We start from the raw sequence: 20,215 nt of genomic DNA, 5'->3' as shown, positions 1-20,215 counted from the left end.
AGTCTGCGCCCGTACATACGGCTGTTCGTATAGTTCCAGCCATCAAAACCGGGCGATACGCCCTGGGGGGCTCATGCGTAGATCCAGAGGGCTGACTGCTGCCCTCGTCCTGTCACTGGCCGGTGCCGGCACCGGGATAGGCCTGGTGCTCATGCCCCAGGCGTCCGCCATCACGGCGCCCGTGGCGTTCACCGCCGACAGCCTGCCGACGTGGCAGCCCAACGGCATCGTCTGGGCGATGGCCGAGGCGAACGGCACCGTTTTCGCCGGCGGCACCTTCTCGGCGGTCCGCCCGCCGGCCGGCACCTCCGGAGCCGAGCAGGAAGCCGTCAACTTCGTCGCGCTGGACGCCGCGACGGGCAAGCCGACCGCCTGCAAGCTCGCCTTCACCGTCGGCGACGGCACCGCGACCGTCCGCGCGCTCACCGTGTCGAAGGACAAGAAGACCCTGTACGCGGGCGGCTACTTCGGCGCCGTCAACGGCACCCCGGTCTCCAGCCTCGCGGCGATCGACATCGAGAGCTGCACCCCCAAGGCCGCCTTCCACCCCGGCTTCCCCGCCACCGTGCGGGCGCTCGCCGCAACCGAGGACACCCTCTACGCGGCCGGCGACTTCAACGAGGTCGAGGGCCAGACCCGCGAGCGGTTCGCCGCGGTCGACGCCGGCACCGGCGCCCTGAAGCCCTTCACCGCCAACGCCGACGAGCCCGGCCGCGCCGTCGCCGTCACCCCGGACGGCAAGAACGTCCTGCTGGGCGGCGACTTCTTCACGGTCAACGGCACCGACTCGCACGCGCTCGCCGTGGTCGACGCGGCCACCGGCAAGCTCGCCAAGACGTACAACAACATCCCGTGGAACTCGGTCGTCAAGTCGATCGCCACCGACGAGACCGGCTTCTACACCGGCAACGAGGGCTCCGGCGGCGGTGTCTTCGACGGCCGCATCGGCCTGCGCCTCAGCGACTTCGGCGAGAAGTGGCGCGACCGCTGCCTCGGCGCCACCCAGGCGGTCCTGCCGTACGAGGGCGTGCTCTACAGCTCCTCGCACGCCCACGACTGCTCCACCGAGCTCGAGTACCCCGACGGCCGCCGCCGCCACCTGCTGGCCCAGCCGACCGACCACACCGGCGCCGCCCCCGCGCCCGTGGACGGCTTCGTGCGCGGCCCCCGCAAGCTCGGCTGGTTCCCCGACACCAACGACGGCCTCGGCGAGGGCATCGGCCCGCGCGTCATGGCCGTGTCGGAGAAGGACGGCAAGAAGTTCATGTGGGTCGGCGGTGAGTTCACCACCGTCAACGGCGCCGAGCAGCAGAGCCTGACCCGCTTCGCCTCCACCGGCGACGTCGGCGCCCCGACCACCCCGGTCGCCAGCGCCGGCAGCGTCAAGCCGGGCGAGGTCCAGGTCCGCTGGCGCACCAGCTACGACGCGGACGACAGCAAGCTGACGTACCGCATCTACCGCAACGGCTCCGCCACGCCGATCCACACCATGACCGCCGACTCCCTGGAGTTCGAGCGGCCCCAGGCCTCCTGGAACGACACCACCGCCAAGGCCGGCCAGACCTACACCTACCGGGTCACCGCCACCGACGCCGCCGGCAACACCAGCGCCCTGTCGGCCGCCGCCTCGGTGACCGTCCCGTCCTCCGTCCAGGCGTACCCGAACCAGGTCCGCGCCGACGGCGCCGAGCTGTACTGGCGCTACGACGACACCGTCAGCCCCTACGTGGCCGACTCCTCGGACGGCGGCAACACCAGCGGCATCCAGGTCAACGCCCCGGCGCTGCGCCAGACGCCCGGCGCGGTCACCGGATCGAGCACGGCGATGGGCTTCAACGGCACCAGCCAGAAGCTCCACAGCGACCACCGCCAGACGGTCGGCAGCAGCTACACCGTCGAGACGTGGTTCAAGACGAACACCACGCGCGGCGGCAAGCTCGTCGGCTTCGGCAACAACACCACCCGCAACAGCGGCTCGCACGACAAGCACATCTACATGACCAACACCGGCCGCCTGGTGTTCGGCGTGTACAACGGCTCGGTGCGCACCATCAGCACCGGCCTGTTCGAGACGTACAACGACAACAAGTGGCACCACGTGGTCGCCAGCCAGGGCCCCTCGGGCATGGCGCTGTACGTCGACGGCCAGCTGAAGGGCACGCTGAACGTCACCAACTCGACCGCCTACGCGGGCTACTGGCACGTCGGCGGCGACAACCTCTCCGGCTGGCCGTCGCGCCCGACGAGCAACTTCTTCGCCGGCCAGCTCGACGAGACGGCCGTCTACGGCAAGGTGCTCACCGCCGCCCAGGTCAAGAACCACTTCGACCTGGCGAAGGCCCCCTCCGACACGGTCTCCAAGGTCACCGCGACCGAGGACACCTACGTCAACCAGGGCGCCCCGAGCGCGGCCAACGGCGCGTCCACCTCGCTCGCCGTCCGCGGCACCCCGGGCTACGAGGCGTACCTGCGCTTCGACCTGCCGGCCGCGCCGGCCGGGCAGGTCCTGAAGTCGGCGACGCTCCAGGTCAAGACGACGACGCAGTCGGGCGCCGGCACGGCCGACACCGTCTCCGTGGTCCCGGTCACCGGCACCTGGAGCGGCGCGACCACCTCCTACACCACCAAGCCGGCCCTCGGCACCGCGCCGCTCGGCACCTTCGCGGCCATCCCGGACGGCTCGGCGCTGCACAGCGCCCAGCTGGACACGGCCGCGGTCTCGGCGCTGCTCGGTGGCAGCCACGGCCTGGCCCTGACCAGCACGGGCACCGACGCGCTGTGGCTGTGGTCGAAGGAGTCGACGGCGGCGGACGCAGCTCCCCAGCTCGTCCTGACCTTCGGCCCGAAGTAACCGGAGGGTGCGGGGCCCGGCCGTTCCACGCCGGGCCCCGCACGCCTGCCGCCCCCGAACCAACCGGCACGCACGGGAGCCCCACCGATGTACCGACGCTCCACCGCGGCTGCGCTCCTGCTGGCCGCAGCCCTCACCCTGACCGCCTGCAGCTCCGGCGGTGACGGCAAGGCCGACGAGGCCAAGGCCAAGCCGCCGGCCTCCACCCCGGTCCCGGACCCGGCGGACTCCTCCGCCCCGCCGGCCACGCCCGGCGCCAAGCCGACCGGGCCCGTCCTCCCGGACGCGAAGCTCACGCCGAAGACGGGCAGCTTCAAGCCCAACGAGAAGGCGTACCTGAGCGGCCGGGTCCCCGAGAAGATGGACCCGGCGGCCGTGCTCCAGAGCGGCCAGGAGGCCTGCCAGCGGGTGGAGCGCACGGCCAAGCGGGACAAGGACGCGGCGACCGGCGCGGTCATCTCCGGGGAGATCCCCGGCGCGAAGGACGCGATCCCGCACCTGTGCCCGGCGCAGAAGCCGATCCTGGACGCCGCCGCCAAGGGCTTCGGCGACGGCACCCGGCCCGCCCCGGCACCCGGCACCTACCGGGCGCTGACCCAGAACACGGCCTGCACCTGGGAGGCCAAGGGCAAGGACGGCTCCGTCCTGGCCTCGGGCCCCGAGTCGGCCCCGAAGGCGGGCGACAAGATCACGGCGACGGTCCCGGCGGGCGCGGCGGAGTTCACCTCCGTCAACTGCTCCGCCTGGATCCCGGCCTGACGCCCTTCTCCGACGGCGCCCCCGCACCCCCGCACGGGGAGGCGGGGGCGCCGCCGTGTCGCGGCGGTCAGGCCGCCGGGAGCCAGGCGGCGCGGTCCGTGCCCCAGCGGGACGGCCCGGTCGCCCAGTCGCCCGGACCCACCGCGAGCGGGGGCGCCGCGTACCGCAGCCGGCCGTAGCCGGACGGGCCCTCGCGCAGCCAGGCCTCCGCACCTGCCCCGTCCGCCCCGCCGGGCGCCGGGCGCGGGTCCCGCGGGACCTCCCGCACCAGCCACGACGCCGTCCCCGCCAGGGAGAACCGCAGCACCCGCCCGCCGCCCGCCGCCAGCGCCCGCAGCACCCCGGCGGCCAGCAGGTAGCCCGTCGCGTGGTCCAGCGCCTGCGCGGGCAGCACCCCGGGCACCCCGTCCGGGCCGGCCTCCGCCGCCGCGATCCCGTACCCGGCCTGCACCAGCGAGTCGAAGCCCCGCCGGCCCGCCCACGGCCCCTCCCAGCCCCATGCGCACACCTGCGCGAGGACGAGCCCGGGCCGGGCCGCGGCCAGCTCCCCGGCGCCCAGGCCGAACCGGTCGAGCGCCCCCGGCCGGTAGCCGGTCACCACCACGTCGGCCTGCGCCAGCAGCCCGTCGAACACCGCCCGGTCCGCCCGGTCCGCGAGGTCCAGGACCGCCGAGCGCTTCCCGAATCCGGTGTCGGCGTGCGCGTCGTCCGCCTCGGGCATCCCGGGCGGGTCCACGCGCAGCACGTCCGCACCGAGCAGGCCGAGCGTGCGGGTGGCCACCGGCCCGGCGATGACCCGCGTCAGGTCCAGCACCCGGACCCCGGACGCGGGCAGCGGGCCCGGCCCGAACTCCCGGCCCCGCCCGCCGGTCTCCCGTACGCAGGCCGGCGGCTGCGGCGCGCCGAAGGAGCCGGCCACGGCCACGGCCAGGCCGCCCGCCGCGTACACCGCCTCCTGCACGTCGACCGCCCGGCGCCCGGCCAGCTCGGCCCGCAGCCGCTCCGGCGTCAGCCGCCCGGCGCCCAGGCCGCGTTCCAGGCCGGCCCGGTGGTGCGGATAGTTCGCGTGGGTGCGCACCCATCCGTCGGCGGCGCGCCAGAAGCCGGACAGCGGCGCGAACGACACCGGCGCCCGCCCCTCCACCCGCAGGAGCCGCTCGCTGGTGAACGCCGCCGAGACGGCCCCCTCGTCGACCGCGAGCTCCGCCCCGTCCGCCGCCTCCGCCGCCGGCCGTCCGGCCCGTACGGCGGCCAGCTCGGCCGCGGCCAGCGAGCACACTCCGACCGCCGCCCGCGCCAGCTCCCGCACCGGCAGCCGCGCCGCGCCCAGCGCCCCGCCGCCGCGGTACACCAGCCGCCGGACCGCTCCTTCCGGCCCGCCGAGCGCCGCCCACGCCTGCCGCGTGGCCCCGTCCGTCTCCCCGTTGGTCTTCATGCGGCCATTGTGGGCGAGCACCCCCGGCCGGGTGGACACGCCGTCAGCCGTAGGCGATGACACGGCCCCGGCGCAGGGCGTGCTCGGCGGCGCCCAGGTACAGGGCGGTGTAGTACGCCGCGTCGGGCGACTCCTGCCACGGCCCGGGGTGCGCGGCAGCGGCCCGTCCGGCCGCCGGACCGGCGAACCAGCCGGTGAGGGCGAGGGGCCCGGCGTCCCGCGGTACGCAGTCGGGCAGCTCCAGTACGGCCGCCAGCCGCCGGGCCGCCCCCGCGGCGCGGTGCGCGCTGCGGACCCGCGCCCCGTCCCCGCCGGGCTCCGCCGGCACGGACAGTTCGAGCACCCCGCCGAAGTCGGCCGGGACGAGCAGCTCCCAGTCCAACAGGGCGTCGTACAGGCGGGATCCGTCCGGCTGCGCCCGGCACAGGGCCTCGAAGGCGCCGTAGGGCCGGTCCGCCTTCTCCGCGAAGCCGTCGGCCCTCCCGCCGCGCCCGGCGGGGCGCCCGCGCAGCCCCAGCCGGCCGAGCAGCCCGGGCCTGCGGGCCGGCCCCCGCGCGGCGGGCCGCTCCGCGAAGGCGAGCCCGCGCCGCTCCAGTTCCCCGTGGAGGGCGTCGAGGACCGGACCGCGGATCTCGGAGTCCCCCCGGTCCTCCTCCGCCACGCTCACCACGTAGATGCCCATGGGCCCGGTCGGTCAGCGTTCCCGGGCCGCCCGGTACACCGGCAGCAGGGTGTCCAGGACCGCGTCCATCGAGAAGGACTGCGCGGCCAGGGTGCGCGCGGCTCGCGAGGCGGCGGCGCCCGTCGCCGGGTCCAGCAGTTCCAGCACCGCCGCGGCCACGCCCGCAGGGCCCGGCTCCACCGCCCGGCCGGCGCCCGCTCCGGCGACGTCCTTGGCGAGCCCGTTGGAGTGGGTGACCACCGCGGGCACGCCCACTGCGAGGGCCTCCAGCACCGACATCGGGAACGGCTCGTCCACCGACGGCAGCACGTACACGTGCGCCCGGCGCAGCTCGGCGAGCACCTCGGCCGACGACAGGGCCCCCGGCACGGTGAACCGGTCCGCCAGGCCCAGTTCGCCGATCCGGGCCAGCACCGCGGCCCGCTCGCCCTCGTCCGGGCCGGCCACCACGAACTCGGCGTCCGGGTGGGCCGCCAGCACGGCCGGAGCCGCGTCCACGAAGTCGACAGGGCGCTTGCGGGCCTGCAGCCGCGCCGAGTACAGGATCCGCGGAGGCCCCTCGGGGGCGGGGCGCGCCTCCTGCGCCGGGGTGCCGTTGACCAGCCGGACGGCCTGCGGCAGGGGGCCGCCCACGACCGCGTCCAGCCCCTCCCGCTCGTACGGGGTCAGGTACAGCACCGCGTCCGCGCCGCGCAGCACCCGGCGTACGGCCAGCGCGTCAAGCACCTTGGCCAGCAGCCTGCCGCTCGGGTCGACCATGCCGTGCGTCTGGAGGACCAGCGGCCGCCCGGCGCGCAGTGCCGCGAGGGCCACCGGCAGCGTCACCAGGTCGCGCGCCAGGTGGACGTGGACCACGTCGGCGTCGCGCACGAGCCGGCCCGCCGAGGCCAGCAGGGCCGGGGAGGTCATGCCGCTGAAGCCGAGGGGGAGGATCCGGCGGGCCGGGAACAGCTTCGCGGGAATCCCCTCGACCTCGGTCGGCCAGGGATCGCCGAAGCCCTCGCCGAGGGCGAGGAGCGCCGCCTCGTGGCCGCGCTCCCGCAGCCCCCCGGCCAGGTTGAGGGCGACCCGCACCGGGCCGCCGAAGGCGTGCGTGGGGGAGTGCAGCGTGACGGCGTGCAGGATTCTCAACTGGGCTCCTCGACCGGGCGGCGCCGCCCGTCCATCGTCTGCAGGGTCAGCGCGGGCAGGTCCTGGTGGACGACCGAGCCGGCGCCCGCGACCGCGCACCGGCCGACGGTCACCCCGGCCAGCACCGTCGCCCGCACCGCGACCCACGCGCCGTCCTCGACGGTGATCGGCGCGTTGCGGTAGCGGAAGTCGGCCGCGCGGTGGTCGTGGGAGCCGGTGCAGAGCATGGCCTCCTGCGAGATGCAGACGTTCGCGCCGATGGCCACCGGCTCCAGGTTCAGCAGCCAGGCGCCCTCGCCGATCCACGTGTGGTCGCCGACGGAGAGCTTCCACGGCCACAGCACGCGCACCCGGTGCCGGATCAGGACGCCCTCGCCGATCTCGGCGCCGAAGGCCCGCAGCAGGGCCACCCGCAGCCGGGCCGGGCAGAACCACGCCATGAACACCGTGTTCATCACGGCGAACCAGAGGGCCTGCACGAGCAGGCCGCGCCCCTTGTCGTACCCGGTCAGCGTGAAGGAAGGAAGATCACGCAACGGTCGCACCTCATCGTTCTCCCCGGCGTCCCCGGGGCCCCCACGGGCCGCGCCTCCCCTGGCGCCGCCCGCTCAGACTAGACTGCCGCCCGATCAGGCACATGGGGTGGGGGCAGCAGTGGCAACGGACATACGCAAGCCCCTCATCGCGGCTCTCCGCCCCGACCCGCGGGAGGAGGTGGAAGCCGCCCGCTGGGGCCGCGTCACCACCCCCCGCACCCTGCTCTCCCGGGCCCTGTCCGTCCCGCTGATCCTCGGCTTCACCGTCTTCCTGCCGCTGATCGTCGCCGTCCAGACCGGCGACGGCCGCCGCGACGCCGCCTTCTGGCTCCAGCTCCTGCTGACCATGTACGCGGGCGTGCGGCTCTCCGCGATGATCCTGACCAGCCGCCGCAAGCTGCTCCAGGGATCCTTCTGGCTGTTCGTCTACATGGCGATGGGCGTGGCCCCGCTCGCCCAGGCCGTCCTGGGCCGCGTCCCGACCCCGGTGGTCGGCCCGCGCTCCGACCTCACCCTCGCCATCGGGCTCGTCCTGCTCGGCTGCACCGCGTTCGACGTGGGCGTCCTGCTCGCCCGTCACCGGCCGGCCGTCAGGACGTCCGGCGCCCGCAGGGAGGCCGCACGGCCCGTCATGGCGCACCGGCGCCGCCTCCAGCTGCTGACGGTCCTCGCCTTCGGCTGCTCGGCCGTCTTCATCCTGAAGCTCGGCGGCCCAGCGGTGTTCTTCTCCAGCCGCCAGGAGATCATCGCCGGCATCCAGGAGGCGGGCGTCTCCAACGGCGACGGCCAGGCCGGCCAGGCGTTCCTGCGCGGCTTCGGCACCGTCCCGGCGCTGCTCGCGCTGCTGCTCTACACCCGCTGGCTGATCACGTCGAAGTACGCCCGCCGCAAGGTGTCGGTCATCGTGACCTGGGCGGCGCTGTGCGGGCTCAACCTCGTCGTCAACAACCCGATCTCGAACCCGCGCTACTGGTTCCTCACCGTCATGTTCGCTCTGCTCTTCACCGTCTTCCCGGTGAGCGCGGCCATGTACCGCGTGGCGCTGTCGATGGCCGTGGTCGTCGCCCTGCTGGTCTTCCCGTTCGCGGACCGCTTCCGGTACGACGAGAAGAACTACAAGCCGGTGGAGACGACCTCGTTCCTGGAGCCGATGGCGCTGAAGGACTACGACCAGATCGGCATGTTCGCGAACACGATCACCTTCTCGGAGTCCGGGCCCGGCCACTTCTACGGCCGCCAGCTCGCCGGGTCGGTCTTCTTCGCGGTGCCGCGCTCGGTGTGGCCGGGCAAGCCGCGCGACACCGGCGTGATGGTCGGCCAGTGGATGGGCACCGTCAACACCAACCTGTCGTCCCCGATCTGGGCCGAGCTGTGGATCGACTTCGGCCCGCTCGGCATGGGCGCCGGCCTGCTCGGGATGGGGTACGCGGCCGCACGCGTCGACCGGCGGTACGCGAAGCGGGCCACCCGGCGGGCGCCGCCCGGCAGCCTGATCTCCGTGGTCGTGCCGCTCGTCGCCGGCTACTCGTTCATCCTGCTGCGCGGGCCGCTGCTGCAGGCGTCGGGGCGCGTGGCGATCGCGGCGCTGTGCCTGGCGCTGGTGGCCACGTACCGCACGGACAAGGCGACCACCCTCCGCTGACCCGGAGCCGCCGCCCGGTCAGGGGACGGGCAGCCGGGCGGCCCGCAGCCAGGCCGCCGCGGCCTTCGCCGCGGAGCCGAGCGCGAGCCCCCACGCCGCGCCCGCCACGCCGAACAGCGCGTACCCGCCCAGCAGGAAGCCGACGGACAGCAGCGAGAACACGACCTGCAGGGACAGCGTGGCCTTCGGGCTGAGCACCCGCAGCGTCAGCAGCGCGCACGTGCCGAGCCCCATCACCGCGTACTGCGCCCCCGTCGCCGGGAGCAGCGCCGACGCCGCCTGCCAGGTGTCGCCGAGCAGCCGCCGCCCCACCGCGTCGGGCAGCGCGTACAGCGCGGCCCCCCAGGCGGCGCCCAGCACGGCCAGTGCCGCGCCCATCGCCGCCGTGATCCGGATGACGCCCCGCTTGCCGGAGGCCCGGCCCACGACCGGCGGCCCGAAGGCGTTCGCCGAGTTGAACAGCACGTTCAGCGGCCCGAACGCCGTCGTCGCGCCGCGCAGCGCGCCGACCGCCAGCGGGGTCGCGAAGACGCCGAGCCCCAGCACCGCGAGCTGGCTCGCGCCGTTGCCGACGGCGAACTCCACGGCGAAGCGCTGCCCGAGGTGCCCGCGCCGCAGGTACGGGCGCAGGTCCGCCTTCGCCCCGCGGACGTACGGCCGCAGCAGGAGCAGCCCGAGGGCGAGCGCCGGCAGGGCGGACAGGCCCCACACCAGCACCAGCCGCCCCGGCGCGGAACCGGCGGGCTGGACCATGAGCGCGGCGACGGCGCAGACCAGCCGCAGCGCGTCGGCGGCCAGGGCCCGTTCGGGGGTGCGCAGCGCGGAGAAGCAGTACCGCAGCCCGTCCTGGAGCAGCACCGCCGGCAGGACGAGGCCCAGGGCGAGGAAGGCCGCCCCGGCGTCACCCGGCAGCAGCGCCCCGGTGGCCGCGAGCACCGCCCCGGCCGCGGCCGCGGCGGCCGCGGTGAAGCCGAGGGCGGAGCGGCACACCGCGCCGAGCCGCTCCGGGTCCCTCTCCAGGACGGTGCTCTGCCCGACGTAGGCCATGTTCAGCCCGAGCAGCACGCTGAACGCGACGTACACCATCGAGAAGTCGGCGAAGCCGGCCGCGGTGGACAGCCGGGCGGCCAGCACCACCACGAGGATGTTGGTGGCGCTGGACGCGGCCTGGTCGAGGACGGAGGAGACGGCGGCGAGGCTCCGCCGGCTCACCTGTTGCCCATGCGGACGGTGCGCAGCGCCACGGTGTCCGTGCCGTCGCCGGGGATGTGCTGCTCGGGGCGGGGGCCGGCGGGCTGCTGGGGCCTCGGGGCCGGAGCCGGCGGGGCCGCCGCGGGGGCGTCGCCCTTGGACTTGCCGCGGCCGCGCTTCTCGACGGGCAGGGGGGCGTGCACGACCGCGCCGAGGACGGTGCCGCCGGCGCCGGTGATGAGCTCGCGGATGCGGACCAGGTCGGTGCGGTGCACGGCGCGCGGGTCGCAGACCACCAGCACGCCGTCGACGCGGTCGACGAGCGCCAGCGCGTCGGCGTACGACAGGACGGGCGGGGCCAGCACCACGACGGTGGAGTTGGGGGAGTCGGCCTCGGAGATGAGCCGGGTGGCGCGCGGCGAGGTCAGGGCGCGGGCCACGTTGCGGACCCGGTCGCCGGGGATGAGGTCGAACGCGCCGGACTCGCCGGCGTCGACGACGAGCTGGCGGCCGTCGGGCCACTCGGAGTCGCCGTGCGCGCCGGGGGCGCCCGTACCGGACCCGCCCGGCATCTGGCTCCAGCGGGGCCGGCCGCCCGCGTCGGTGGGCAGCTGGCTGGCGAGCACCGGCGTGCGCAGGTCGGCCTCGATGAGCAGGACGTCCTTGCCGGTCTCCGCGAAGGAGGCGGCCAGGTTGACGGCGACCGCGGCGGCGATCTCGCTGCTGCCGCGCGGGGCGACGACGAGGAGCCGGCGCCGGTCGGCGAACCGGGAGTCGTAGGCGAGCCGGAACGCGACGGAGCGGAACGCCTCCGCGAGCCGCGGATCCTCCTCGCCCGCGGCGAGGAGCGGCCCGGCCGCGCTCTTGTCCTTGGGCAGCGAGCCGAGGACGGGGGCGCGCAGGGCGCGTGCGACGTCGCCCTCGGAGCGCGGCGCGGGGTCGAAGACGAGCCGCACCCAGGCGGCGAGCAGGCCGAGCGCGAGGCCGACGGCGGCGCCGAGGGCCAGGGACATCACGATGCCCGGGCCGTCGTCGTCGCCGGGCGGGGTGGCGGCGCTGGTGACGCGGCCGGGCGCCATGTCCAGGGCCTGGAGCTTGGCGATGTTGCTGTTGAGGGTGTTGACCTTGCTCTGCAGGTCGGTCTTGGAGGAGTACGCGGCGTCGCGCGCCGGGCCCGCCGGCATCCCGTTGATCTGCCGGACCAGCTCGTCGAGCTGCTTGGCGACCGGGTCGCGCTGGTCCTGGTAGCCCTTGACCATCTTGTCGCGGGTGACGTCGAGGGCCTCCTGCCGCTTCAGCAGGTAGGCGTCGGTCATCGCGTTGGCGCGCTTCGCGGCCTCCTTGGGGGAGGACGCGGTGTAGGTGAAGCGCAGCACCATCGTCTGCGGCGGGTTGGTGACCTGCAGGCCCGAGCGGAAGGCGGTGAAGTCCTTGGAGGTCACGCCGAGCTTCTTCGCGGCCTCGTTGGCTATGGAGCTGGAGAGGGCGACCTGCCGCTCGGAGCCGATGTTGATCGCCTTGTCGGGGGCGAGGCTCGGGTTGAACGGGTCGTCGGTGGGCGCGCGCAGCACCACGTCGGTGGTGGCCACGTAGGTGTCGGCCGTGGAGATGCCGAGGTAGACACCGCCCAGCAGCCCGACCCCGATGCCCGCGCCGATCAGCCGCCGGTAGCGCAGGAGCTGGCGGAACTGGTCCCGGAGGAGGTCGGGTTCGTCCTCGGCCGGGACCGCTGCGGGGCGGTTCGTCTCGATCACGGCTGCGGACCCCCAAGTGCTTCGTCTATCAGTGCGTCGATGCGGGCCAGGCCCGCCTCGCGGCTCAGGTGGGCCGCGACGTGGCGCGGCCCCGCCGCGCCCAGTGCGTCCGCGCCCGCGGGGTCCTCGGCCAGGACCCGTACGGCCTTCAGCAGCGCTTCGGGGTCCTCCGGCGGCACGAGCACCCCCGCGCCCGAACGTTCCACTTCCTGCGCCGTGCCGCCCTCCGCCGCGACGGAGGCGACGACCGGCCGGCCGGCCTGGAAGTAGGAGGTCAGCTTGGACGGCACGCTCATGTCGAGCACGGCCGCGTGCTGCGTCACGGCGAGCACGTCCGCCGCGGCGAGGATATCCGGGAACTCTCCGTCGGCGGCAGGGGGGATGATGTCCAGATTCGGCACATCGGAGGAGAGCGCCTCCAGCGCGGCCCGCTGGCTGCCGTCGCCCATGAGGACGAAGCGGACGGCGGGGTCGAGGCGGGCGGCGCCGACGAGCACCTCCAGACCCTGCTTGAGGCCCATGTTCCCGGAGTGCAGCACCACGGTCTGGCCGGGGGCCCAGCCGAGGTGGCGCCGGGTCTCGCCGCGGGGCCGCTTGGGCTGGGGCACGTGGGACCAGTTGGGCACGAGGCGGATCCGGCCGGGGTCGACGCCCATGCCGACGACGCGGTCGGTGAAGGTCTCGTGGATGACGCCGACGAGGGCCGCCCGCTTCAGGGCGTACGCCTCGGCGCGTCCGGCGAGGACGGCCGCCTTGTCACCGCCGCTGATGCCGCTCTGCGCGGCCGCGGCGCCCATCAGGTCCTGCACGACCGGTATGAACGGGACCTTCCACTTCGCTGCGAGGCGGGCGGCGAGGATGCCGCCCGCGAGGCTCGGCATCTGCGCCATGACGGCGTCGGGGCGGCCCATGCGGGGCGGGGCCGCCGCACCGTGCAGGAGAATCGATCCTTCGAACAGGGCGCGCTTCACGGCGGTCTGGCGGGCCGGCACGGTGTGCGCGCGCCGGTGCACGGTGACCCCCGCGCGCCGTTCCGTGCGCCGGAGCGCCCCCTTGTACTCCGGCTCCAGCGACCACGACGGGTAGTGCGGCATGCCGGCGAGGACGTGCGTCTCGTGGCCGAGTTCCGCCCAGTGCTCCGCGATCTGGGTGGCGTACGGGCCGATCCCCGCGTGCTCGGGAGCGTAGTTGGTGGAAACCAGCAGCAAGCGCCGGTGGCCGGATGTGGACACGTGAGGTCCCCTTCTCCCCAGGATGATGCGCTGGTCACCCTATTCGTTCACCGGCACGCCGTGGAACGTGCACGCTATTGTCTGCTAATCCACCACACCGGGGGGTGTGGTTGCTGGGGGGTAACTCATGACGGAGCAGGACATGCCCGAACTTGGCGCCGGGGCGCGCAGACCGTATCGAGTCGGCTATGCGCCGGGCGCGTACGACCTCTTCCACATCGGACACCTCAACATCCTCCGGCACGCCCGGAGCCGCTGCGACTACCTGGTGGCCGGCGTCGTCTCGGACGAGATGGCCGAACTGGCCAAGGGGCGGCGCCCGATGATCCCGCTCGTGGAGCGCCTGGAGATCGTCCGCAGCGTGAAGTACGTGGACGCGGCGTTCGTCGAGACAGTCCCGGACAAGGTGGAGACCTGGAAGCAGGTCCGCTTCGACGTCCTCTTCAAGGGCGACGACTGGAGGGGCACCCCGAAGGGGGACAAGCTGGAGCGCGACTTCGCCGCCGTCGGCGTCGACGTCGTCTACTTCCCCTACACGGTGCACACCTCCAGCACCCAGCTGCGCCGGGCGCTGGACGCGCTCGCCGGGCCGCCCGCGGAGGCCGTCACCGCCGAACGGCGCTGAGCTCGCGGAACCACTTCGCGAGGAACGCCGCGAGGAACAGGGCGGCGACCGCGCCCAGGCCGGCGTACGCCCAGCGGAACAGCCCGCCGCCGCCGAGCAGCAGGAACACCAGGCAGAAGACCCCGTAGTCGACGGGCAGCAGGGCCACCGCGCGCAGCGTCGACGGCGCGGCGGCGGGGCTGCCCGGCGCCGGCCGTGGCTTCAGCTTCTCGGTCAGCAGTCCGCCGAAGAAGGTGACGACCGCTGCGAACTGGAAGCCCAGCGGCACCAGCAGCCAGCCGGGGGACTCCGTGCCGTACGCCTCGGGGAAGCGGAAGAAGGCGACGAGAACGCAGGAGTGCAGCGCGGTCAGCTTGGCCGCGTCCACGACGTGGTCGAGCCATTCGCCGGCCGCGCTGCCGCCGCCGCGGAGCCGGGCCAGCTGCCCGTCGGCCGAGTCGAAGGCGAAGCCGGCGGCCAGCGCGGCCCACACGGCGGCGCCGAGCGCCCAGGACGGCGGGACGAGCGCCACGGCGGCCACGGCGGCGAAGCTGAAGGCTGCGCTGACGAGGGTGACCTGGTTCGGGGTCAGCCCGAGGGCGTAGGAGCCGGCGGCCAGGTAGCGGCCCGCCGGCCGGTTGACGAACCGCGAATAGAGCGAGACCCCCTTCGCCGACTTCTGCGCACCGCGCAGCTCCCGCAGCGCGGTTCCGACACTCGCCATGCGCACCCCTGTTTCCCGCGACGGCACACGCGCACGGGCGAGGCACGTGTGTACGAAGGCCACATCATCGCAGGGCCGGAGCCGGCTCCCGTTCGGAATCCGCCGCGCGGACGTCCGGGAGCAGCAGCACGCCCAGGTTCGCGGCGGCGCTGAGGACGGCGGCGGCCAGCAGCGGCACGGCCGTGCCCGCCGCGGCCGCGAGCGGGGCGGCGACGGCGAGGCCCAGGGGCCGGGAGGCGAAGGAGATCAGGGTGTCGAAGGAGCCGACGCGGCCCAGCGCCTCCAGCGGGATCCGGCGCTGGAGCTCGGTCTCCCACAGCGGGCTGAGGACGCCCAGCCCGAACATCGCGGCGAAGTAGGCCGCGGCCGTCACGCCGAGGGGCAGCCGCAGCGCGAACGCCGCCAGCGGCAGGGCCTGCGCCGCCGCCCCGACGGCCACCCCGTACAGCGGGCGCCGGATCGGCAGCCGGCCGGCCGCCCACACCCCGGCCAGCAGCCCGGCGGTGCCCACCTGGGCGACGACGACCCAGGAGCCGGCCCCGCCCAGGCTCTCGACCGCGATCAGCGGCCCGAGGGTCAGCAGGAGTCCGGCCGCGAGGTGCCAGACGCCGTGGGCGAGGGCGTTGGCCAGGAACCAGGGGTGCCGGCGCGCCTCGGCCCAGCCGCCCCGGAGCTCGGCGGCGAACCCGCCCCGCACCCGGGCGGCGGGGGCCTGGAGGGGTCGCAGCCCGCCGAGGGTGAACGCGGAGCCGGCGAACAGGGCGGCGGTCAGCAGCGACGACCAGCCGGCGCCGAGGGCCAGCACCGTCCCGCCCGCGGTGGCGGGGCCGGCGATCTGCGCGATCCCGCCCGCGACACCGAGCCGGGCGTTGGTGCGCAGCCGGTCGGGGGCGGGGACGACCGCGGCGACCAGGGTCCGGGCGGACGGGTTGCCGAAGGCGACGCCGACGCCGGTGGCGGCGGCGAGCACGGCGAGCCAGCCGATCCGCACCGGCCCCGCGAGCAGCAGGAGCCCGGTCCCGAACTGCGCGGCGGCGCGCACCAGGTCGGCGGCGAGGACGACGCGCCGGGCGGGGAAGCGGTCGGCGGCCACCCCGGCGACGGGGAGCAGGAGCAGCATCGGCACCAGCTCGGCGGCGAGCACGATGCCGAGGTCCGCGGCCGAACCGCTGCGCACGACGGCGAGGGTGAGGGTGGTGGGGATGAGGGCGGTGGCGAAGGCGGCGCAGGTGCGCCCCGCGAGGAGCCGCCGGATCGGCGAGGTCATGACGGCAGGCTATTTCGCCAGCGAATCATTCGTCAACGAAATATATGGCGGCGGGTGCGATAATCCCCGCATGGACACAGAGGACTCCGTCGACCGCCACATCGCCCGCTGGAGCGGCAAGGTGCCCTTCGACGTGCCCACCGAAGGGGTCATCACGCGGATCCAGCTGCTGGCCAAGCACGTCAAGTACGGCAAGGAGCGGGCCCTGGCCGAGACCGGCCTGCAGGAGTTCGAGTTCGAGACCATGCACCGGCTCGCCGGCCGCGGCGCCCCATGGCGGGCGCCCTCCGCCGAACTCGCCGCCGAACTGCTGCTCTCCCCGGCCGGGATGACGGGCCGCCTCGACACCCTGGAGAAGTCCGGGCTGGTCCGGAGGGTCCGCGCCGAGGGCGACCGCCGCCGGGTCGACGTCGAGCTCACGGAGGAGGGCCGCCAACGCTGGATCGACGCCATGCGCTGGCGCAGCATCGCCGAGGCCGAGATGGTCGAGCCCCTCGACGACGGCGAACGCGCCGTGCTCTCCGCACTGCTCAAGCGGATGCTGCTGCACGTCGAGGGGAAGTAGTCCACCGCCCACCCCCCACCGCCCCCGGGCCCGAGCCGGCGCCGCACCCGCCCGGATCCTCAGTCCGCCACGCGCAGCAGCAGCACCGACCGCGCCGGCACCGTCAGCTCCTGCCCGCCCCGGTGCCGCGTGCCCGGTGCCGCGGCCTGGTCCTCCCGCGAGGTGTCCAGCAGCAGTTCGTACTCCGCCGCCCACGGCGGCCCCGGCAGCACCCACGGCAGCGGCCGGTCCCCGGCGTGCAGCAGCGCCAGGAAGCTGTCGTCCGCGACCTGCCGGCCCCGCCCGTCCCGCCCCGGGATGTCCCGCCCCGACAGGTACATCCCCAGCGCCGCGGCCGGCGCGTACCAGTCCTGCTCCGTCATCTCGGCCCCGGCCGGCGTGAACCAGGCCAGGTCCCGCAGGCCGTCGGCGGCCTGCGGCCGACCGGAGAAGAACGCCCGCCGGCGCAGCACCGGGTGCTCCTGGCGCAGCGCCACCAGCCGCGCCGCCAGCGTGGACAGCTCCCGCCACTGCGGATCCTCCAGCAGCGACCAGTCCACCCAGCCGATCGCGTTGTCCTGGCAGTACGCGTTGTTGTTGCCGCCCTGCGTCCGGCCGAACTCGTCGCCCGCGACGAGCATCGGCACCCCCGTCGACAGCAGCAGCGTGGTCAGCAGGTTCCGCAGCTGCCGCCGCCGCAGTGCGCCGATCCCGGGATCGGCGCTCTCGCCCTCCGCGCCGCAGTTCCACGACCGGTTGTCGTTGGTGCCGTCCCGGTTCTCCTCCCCGTTCGCCTCGTTGTGCTTGTGCTCGTAGCTCACGAGGTCCCGCAGGGTGAAGCCGTCGTGCGCGGTCACGAAGTTCACCGAGGCGTACGGCCGCCGCCCGCCCCACGCGTACAGGTCGCTCGACCCCGACAGCCGGTAGCCGAGGTCCCGCACGTCGGGCAGGGCGCCCCGCCAGAAGTCCCGGACCGCATCCCGGTAGCGGTCGTTCCACTCCGTCCACAGCGGGGGGAAGGCCCCCACCTGGTAGCCGCCCGAGCCCACGTCCCACGGCTCCGCGATCAGCTTCACCCGGCGCAGCACCGGGTCCTGCGCGATGACCGCGAGGAACGGCGACAGCATGTCGACGTCGTGCATGGACCGGGCCAGCGCCGCCGCCAGGTCGAAGCGGAAGCCGTCCACCCCCATCTCCGTCACCCAGTACCGCAGCGAGTCCGTGATCAGCCGCAGCACGTGCGGCCGGCCCGCGTGCAGGGTGTTTCCGCAGCCCGTGTAGTCGGCGTAGCGCCGCTGGTCGTGCTGGAGCCGGTAGTAGCCCCGGTTGTCGATGCCGCGCAGCGACAGCGTCGGCCCCAGCTCGCCCGCCTCCGCCGTGTGGTTGTAGACCACGTCCAGGATGACCTCGATGCCCGCCGCGTGCAGGGCCCGCACCATCCGCTTGAACTCGCCGACCTGCTGCCCGGCCGTGCCGCTGGAGGAGTACCCCGCGTGCGGGGCGAAGTACCCGACCGAGTTGTAGCCCCAGTAGTTGCGCATGCCCCGGCGCAGCAGGTGGTCCTCGTGGGCGAACTGGTGCACCGGCAGCAGCTCGACCGCCGTCACCCCGAGCCGCACCAGGTGCTCGACCGCCGCCGGGTGGGCGAGTCCCGCGTACGTGCCGCGCAGGTGCTCGGGAACACCCGGGTGGCGCATCGTGAACCCGCGCACGTGCAGCTCGTAGATCACCGAGTCGGCCCACGGCGTCTTCGGCCGGACGTCGTCCGACCAGTCGTCGTCATCGTGGACGACGACCCCCTTCGGCACGAACGGCGCCGAGTCCCGGTCGTCGCGGACCGTGTCGGCGATGTACTGCTGCGGCCAGTCCCGGACGTGCCCGTACACCTCCGGCGGCAGCGTGAAATCGCCGTCCACCGCCCGCGCGTACGGGTCGAGGAGCAGCTTCGCCGGATTGAAGCGGGCCCCCGTCCAGGGGTCCCACCGGCCGTGCACCCGGTAGCCGTACCGCTGGCCGGGCCGCACGCCGGGCAGGAAGCCGTGCCAGATCTCGTGCGTCAGCTCCGTCAGCGCGCACCGCGTCTCGGAGCCGTCCGCGTCGAAGAGGCAGACCTCCACGGCCTCGGCGCCCTGCGCCCACAGCGCGAAGTTGGTGCCCGCCGCCCCGTCCGGCCCGGTCCGGAAGCGTGCCCCCAGCGGGTGCGCCGACCCCGGCCACACCGGCGGCCCGGCCGGCTCCGCCGCCGCGGCGGGCCCCGCCCCCCGTACGGCCTCCACGGCCCGGGGGCTCCCCGGCGCCTCCCCTGCGTCCACCGCGGCATCCACCGCATCTTGCTCGGCTGCGCTCGACACTGCCCGCCTCCACGGCTCCTCGGTACCGGCGGGGGCAGGGCTGTGCGGCCCGGGCGTCCCGGCCCGGTCCCGCCCCCGTCTGGTCCTTCCCACTGTTCTGCCCGGACAGTTCCCCCCGGAACGTGGGCCGCGGCGACGTTTCCCCGGCGGGACCCGGTCGTTGGAGGGATCGTGACACTTCTGACGAGGCGGGCAGGGGCGGCCCTGGCCGCCGCAGCGGCCTGGGCGTGCCTGCTGGGCGGGCTGTCCGCGTGCACCGGCGGGGCCGGCGGCTCCCCGGTCGAGATCCAGCTGCCCGGCAAACCCCGCTCCCCGGCGGAGGCCATCCGCATCACCCCCGAGGACAACGCCGAGGGCGTCCCCGCCGAGGGACCGCTGAGCGTCCGCGTCCCCGAGGGCCGCCTGGAACGCGTCGTCGTCACGAAGGTCGAGGACGCCCAGGAGGTGCGGGTCCCCGGCGCGGTCGCCCCCGACGGGCTCAGCTGGAGCCCCGACCCGGACGCCGGCCGCCTCGCGCTCGCCGCCAAGTACACGGTGGACGCCGTCGCCGTCGACGGCCACAACCGCCGCCAGGCCCGCCACACCACCTTCACCACGTACGTGCCCGAGGAGCGCTTCATCGGCTACTTCAAGCCGGAGAACCGCTCCACCGTCGGCGTCGGCATGATCGTGTCCTTCCGGTTCAGCCGGCCCATCGAGAACCGGGCCGACGTCGAACGGGCCGTCACCGTCACCGCCGATCCCCCCGTCGAGGTCGCCGGCCACTGGTTCGGCCGCGACCGCCTCGACTTCCGGCCCCGGGAGTACTGGAAGCCGGGCACCGAGGTCACCGTCCGCATCAGGCTGCGCGACGTCCAGGGCGCCCGCGGCGCGTACGGCATCCAGGACAAGACGGTCCGCTTCACCGTCGGCCGCGCCCAGGTCTCCACCGTGGACGCGGCCGCGCACACCATGGCGGTCCGCCGCGACGGCCGCCTGCTGTCCACGGTCCCCATCAGCGCCGGGTCCCCGGAGAACCCGACCTACAACGGCAGGATGGTGGTGATGGAGATGTACGACGTCACCCGGATGAACGGGCAGACCGTCGGCTTCGGCGGCGAGTACGACATCCCCGACGTCCCGCACGCGATGCGGCTCACCACCTCCGGCACCTTCCTGCACGGCAACTACTGGGTCAGCCCCGACACCTTCGGCTCCGCCAACACCAGCCACGGCTGCGTGGGCCTGCGCGACGACAAGGGCGGCGGCTCGGACACCCCCGCAGGCTGGTTCTTCGACCGGACCCTCGTCGGGGACGTGGTGGAGGTCGTGAACTCGCAGGACAAGACGGTCGCCCCGGACAACGGGCTGGGCGGCTGGAACATGTCCTGGACGGAGTGGGCCGCCGGCTCCGCCCTGTCCTGACCGCGGTCCCGGCCCCGCGCTCGGCGCCCCTGCGGGCGCGCGGGTGAATTCACATGACCGGATTGCCGTAGCGCAGGGAGTGTCCGTGCGCCCCCCGCCGAGCCCCGC

16 protein-coding genes are annotated in these 20,215 nt (G+C 74.8%); 6 read left to right on the top strand and 10 right to left on the bottom strand.

Features of this window, described 5'->3' with window-relative positions; genetic code table 11:
* Positions 1 to 73 precede the first annotated feature (73 nt).
* Both IE170_RS10855 and IE170_RS10850 read left to right on the top strand, forming a co-directional pair.
* Complete coding sequence (locus IE170_RS10855; RefSeq protein ID WP_189809119.1) at positions 74 to 2,851, top strand: DNRLRE domain-containing protein; 2,778 nt, start codon at positions 74 to 76, stop codon at positions 2,849 to 2,851.
* A gap of 87 nt (positions 2,852 to 2,938) precedes the next feature.
* Positions 2,939 to 3,610, top strand: coding sequence for a hypothetical protein (locus IE170_RS10850; RefSeq protein WP_189809118.1), 672 nt, complete (start codon positions 2,939 to 2,941; stop codon positions 3,608 to 3,610).
* A 67-nt stretch (positions 3,611 to 3,677) separates the two neighbouring features.
* Here IE170_RS10850 and IE170_RS10845 read toward each other — a convergent pair whose 3' ends face one another.
* The 4 genes from IE170_RS10845 to IE170_RS10830 are packed head-to-tail and all read right to left on the bottom strand — an operon-like array spanning position 3,678 to position 7,394.
* The gene (locus IE170_RS10845; RefSeq protein WP_189809117.1) at positions 3,678 to 5,045 is read right to left on the bottom strand and encodes a CoA transferase; all 1,368 of its coding nucleotides are present in this window, start codon (positions 5,043 to 5,045) and stop codon (positions 3,678 to 3,680) included.
* 43 nt (positions 5,046 to 5,088) lie between these two features.
* On the bottom strand, positions 5,089 to 5,727 hold the full coding sequence (locus IE170_RS10840) for a hypothetical protein (protein ID WP_189809116.1): 639 nt from the start codon (positions 5,725 to 5,727) through the stop codon (positions 5,089 to 5,091).
* 12 nt (positions 5,728 to 5,739) lie between these two features.
* Entirely contained in the window at positions 5,740 to 6,858 is a 1,119-nt protein-coding gene (locus IE170_RS10835; RefSeq protein ID WP_189809115.1) for a glycosyltransferase, read from the bottom strand.
* Positions 6,855 to 7,394: a WcaF family extracellular polysaccharide biosynthesis acetyltransferase gene (locus IE170_RS10830; protein WP_189809114.1), complete on the bottom strand. Its 540-nt coding sequence runs from the start codon at positions 7,392 to 7,394 to the stop codon at positions 6,855 to 6,857. Before IE170_RS10830 ends, IE170_RS10835 begins: the two co-directional genes overlap by 4 nt.
* Positions 7,395 to 7,572: 178 nt before the next feature.
* Between IE170_RS10830 and IE170_RS10825 the strand changes: the two genes are divergently transcribed.
* Entirely contained in the window at positions 7,573 to 9,036 is a 1,464-nt protein-coding gene (locus tag IE170_RS10825) for a hypothetical protein (protein ID WP_189809258.1), read from the top strand.
* An 18-nt stretch (positions 9,037 to 9,054) separates the two neighbouring features.
* On the opposite strand, the gene IE170_RS10820 is transcribed toward IE170_RS10825, so the two are convergent.
* From IE170_RS10820 to IE170_RS10810, 3 genes are read right to left on the bottom strand one after another with little or no spacing between them, the layout of a single operon-like run.
* Positions 9,055 to 10,248, bottom strand: coding sequence for an MATE family efflux transporter (locus IE170_RS10820; protein ID WP_189809113.1), 1,194 nt, complete (start codon positions 10,246 to 10,248; stop codon positions 9,055 to 9,057).
* Complete coding sequence (locus IE170_RS10815; RefSeq protein WP_189809112.1) at positions 10,245 to 11,981, bottom strand: lipopolysaccharide biosynthesis protein; 1,737 nt, start codon at positions 11,979 to 11,981, stop codon at positions 10,245 to 10,247. The genes IE170_RS10820 and IE170_RS10815 overlap by 4 nt, the downstream gene beginning before the upstream one ends.
* The gene (locus tag IE170_RS10810; RefSeq protein WP_189809257.1) at positions 11,978 to 13,183 is read right to left on the bottom strand and encodes a glycosyltransferase; all 1,206 of its coding nucleotides are present in this window, start codon (positions 13,181 to 13,183) and stop codon (positions 11,978 to 11,980) included. The genes IE170_RS10815 and IE170_RS10810 overlap by 4 nt, the downstream gene beginning before the upstream one ends.
* Positions 13,184 to 13,355: 172 nt before the next feature.
* Here IE170_RS10810 and IE170_RS10805 point away from each other — a divergent pair, with 172 nt between their 5' ends.
* On the top strand, positions 13,356 to 13,838 hold the full coding sequence (locus tag IE170_RS10805; protein WP_189809111.1) for an FAD synthase family protein: 483 nt from the start codon (positions 13,356 to 13,358) through the stop codon (positions 13,836 to 13,838).
* Here IE170_RS10805 and IE170_RS10800 read toward each other — a convergent pair.
* Together IE170_RS10800 and IE170_RS10795 are read right to left on the bottom strand one after the other, a co-directional pair.
* Positions 13,819 to 14,541 carry a CDP-alcohol phosphatidyltransferase family protein gene (locus IE170_RS10800; RefSeq protein ID WP_189809110.1) on the bottom strand — a complete coding sequence of 241 codons (723 nt, stop codon included), beginning with the start codon at positions 14,539 to 14,541 and terminating at the stop codon, positions 13,819 to 13,821. The genes IE170_RS10805 and IE170_RS10800 overlap by 20 nt on opposite strands.
* A 64-nt stretch (positions 14,542 to 14,605) precedes the next feature.
* Positions 14,606 to 15,808, bottom strand: coding sequence for an MFS transporter (locus IE170_RS10795; protein WP_189809109.1), 1,203 nt, complete (start codon positions 15,806 to 15,808; stop codon positions 14,606 to 14,608).
* Between the two features lie 70 nt (positions 15,809 to 15,878).
* On the opposite strand from IE170_RS10795, the gene IE170_RS10790 reads away from it, so the two are divergent.
* On the top strand, positions 15,879 to 16,373 hold the full coding sequence (locus IE170_RS10790) for a MarR family winged helix-turn-helix transcriptional regulator (protein WP_223855867.1): 495 nt from the start codon (positions 15,879 to 15,881) through the stop codon (positions 16,371 to 16,373).
* Between the two features lie 59 nt (positions 16,374 to 16,432).
* Here the strand turns inward: IE170_RS10790 and glgX are convergent, their stop codons facing one another.
* Complete coding sequence (gene glgX / locus IE170_RS10785; RefSeq protein ID WP_189809107.1) at positions 16,433 to 18,703, bottom strand: glycogen debranching protein GlgX; 2,271 nt, start codon at positions 18,701 to 18,703, stop codon at positions 16,433 to 16,435.
* A gap of 180 nt (positions 18,704 to 18,883) precedes the next feature.
* On the opposite strand from glgX, the gene IE170_RS10780 reads away from it, so the two are divergent.
* Complete coding sequence (locus IE170_RS10780) at positions 18,884 to 20,107, top strand: L,D-transpeptidase (protein ID WP_189809256.1); 1,224 nt, start codon at positions 18,884 to 18,886, stop codon at positions 20,105 to 20,107.
* The last annotated feature ends 108 nt before the right edge of the window (positions 20,108 to 20,215 follow it).

It is taken from the genome of Streptomyces toxytricini (assembly GCF_014649915.1).
GTDB classification, from domain to species: Bacteria; Actinomycetota; Actinomycetes; order Streptomycetales; family Streptomycetaceae; genus Streptomyces; species Streptomyces toxytricini.
The sequence above is the reverse complement of the archived record's forward strand: the minus strand, read 5'-3'. Positions and strand labels throughout refer to the sequence as shown.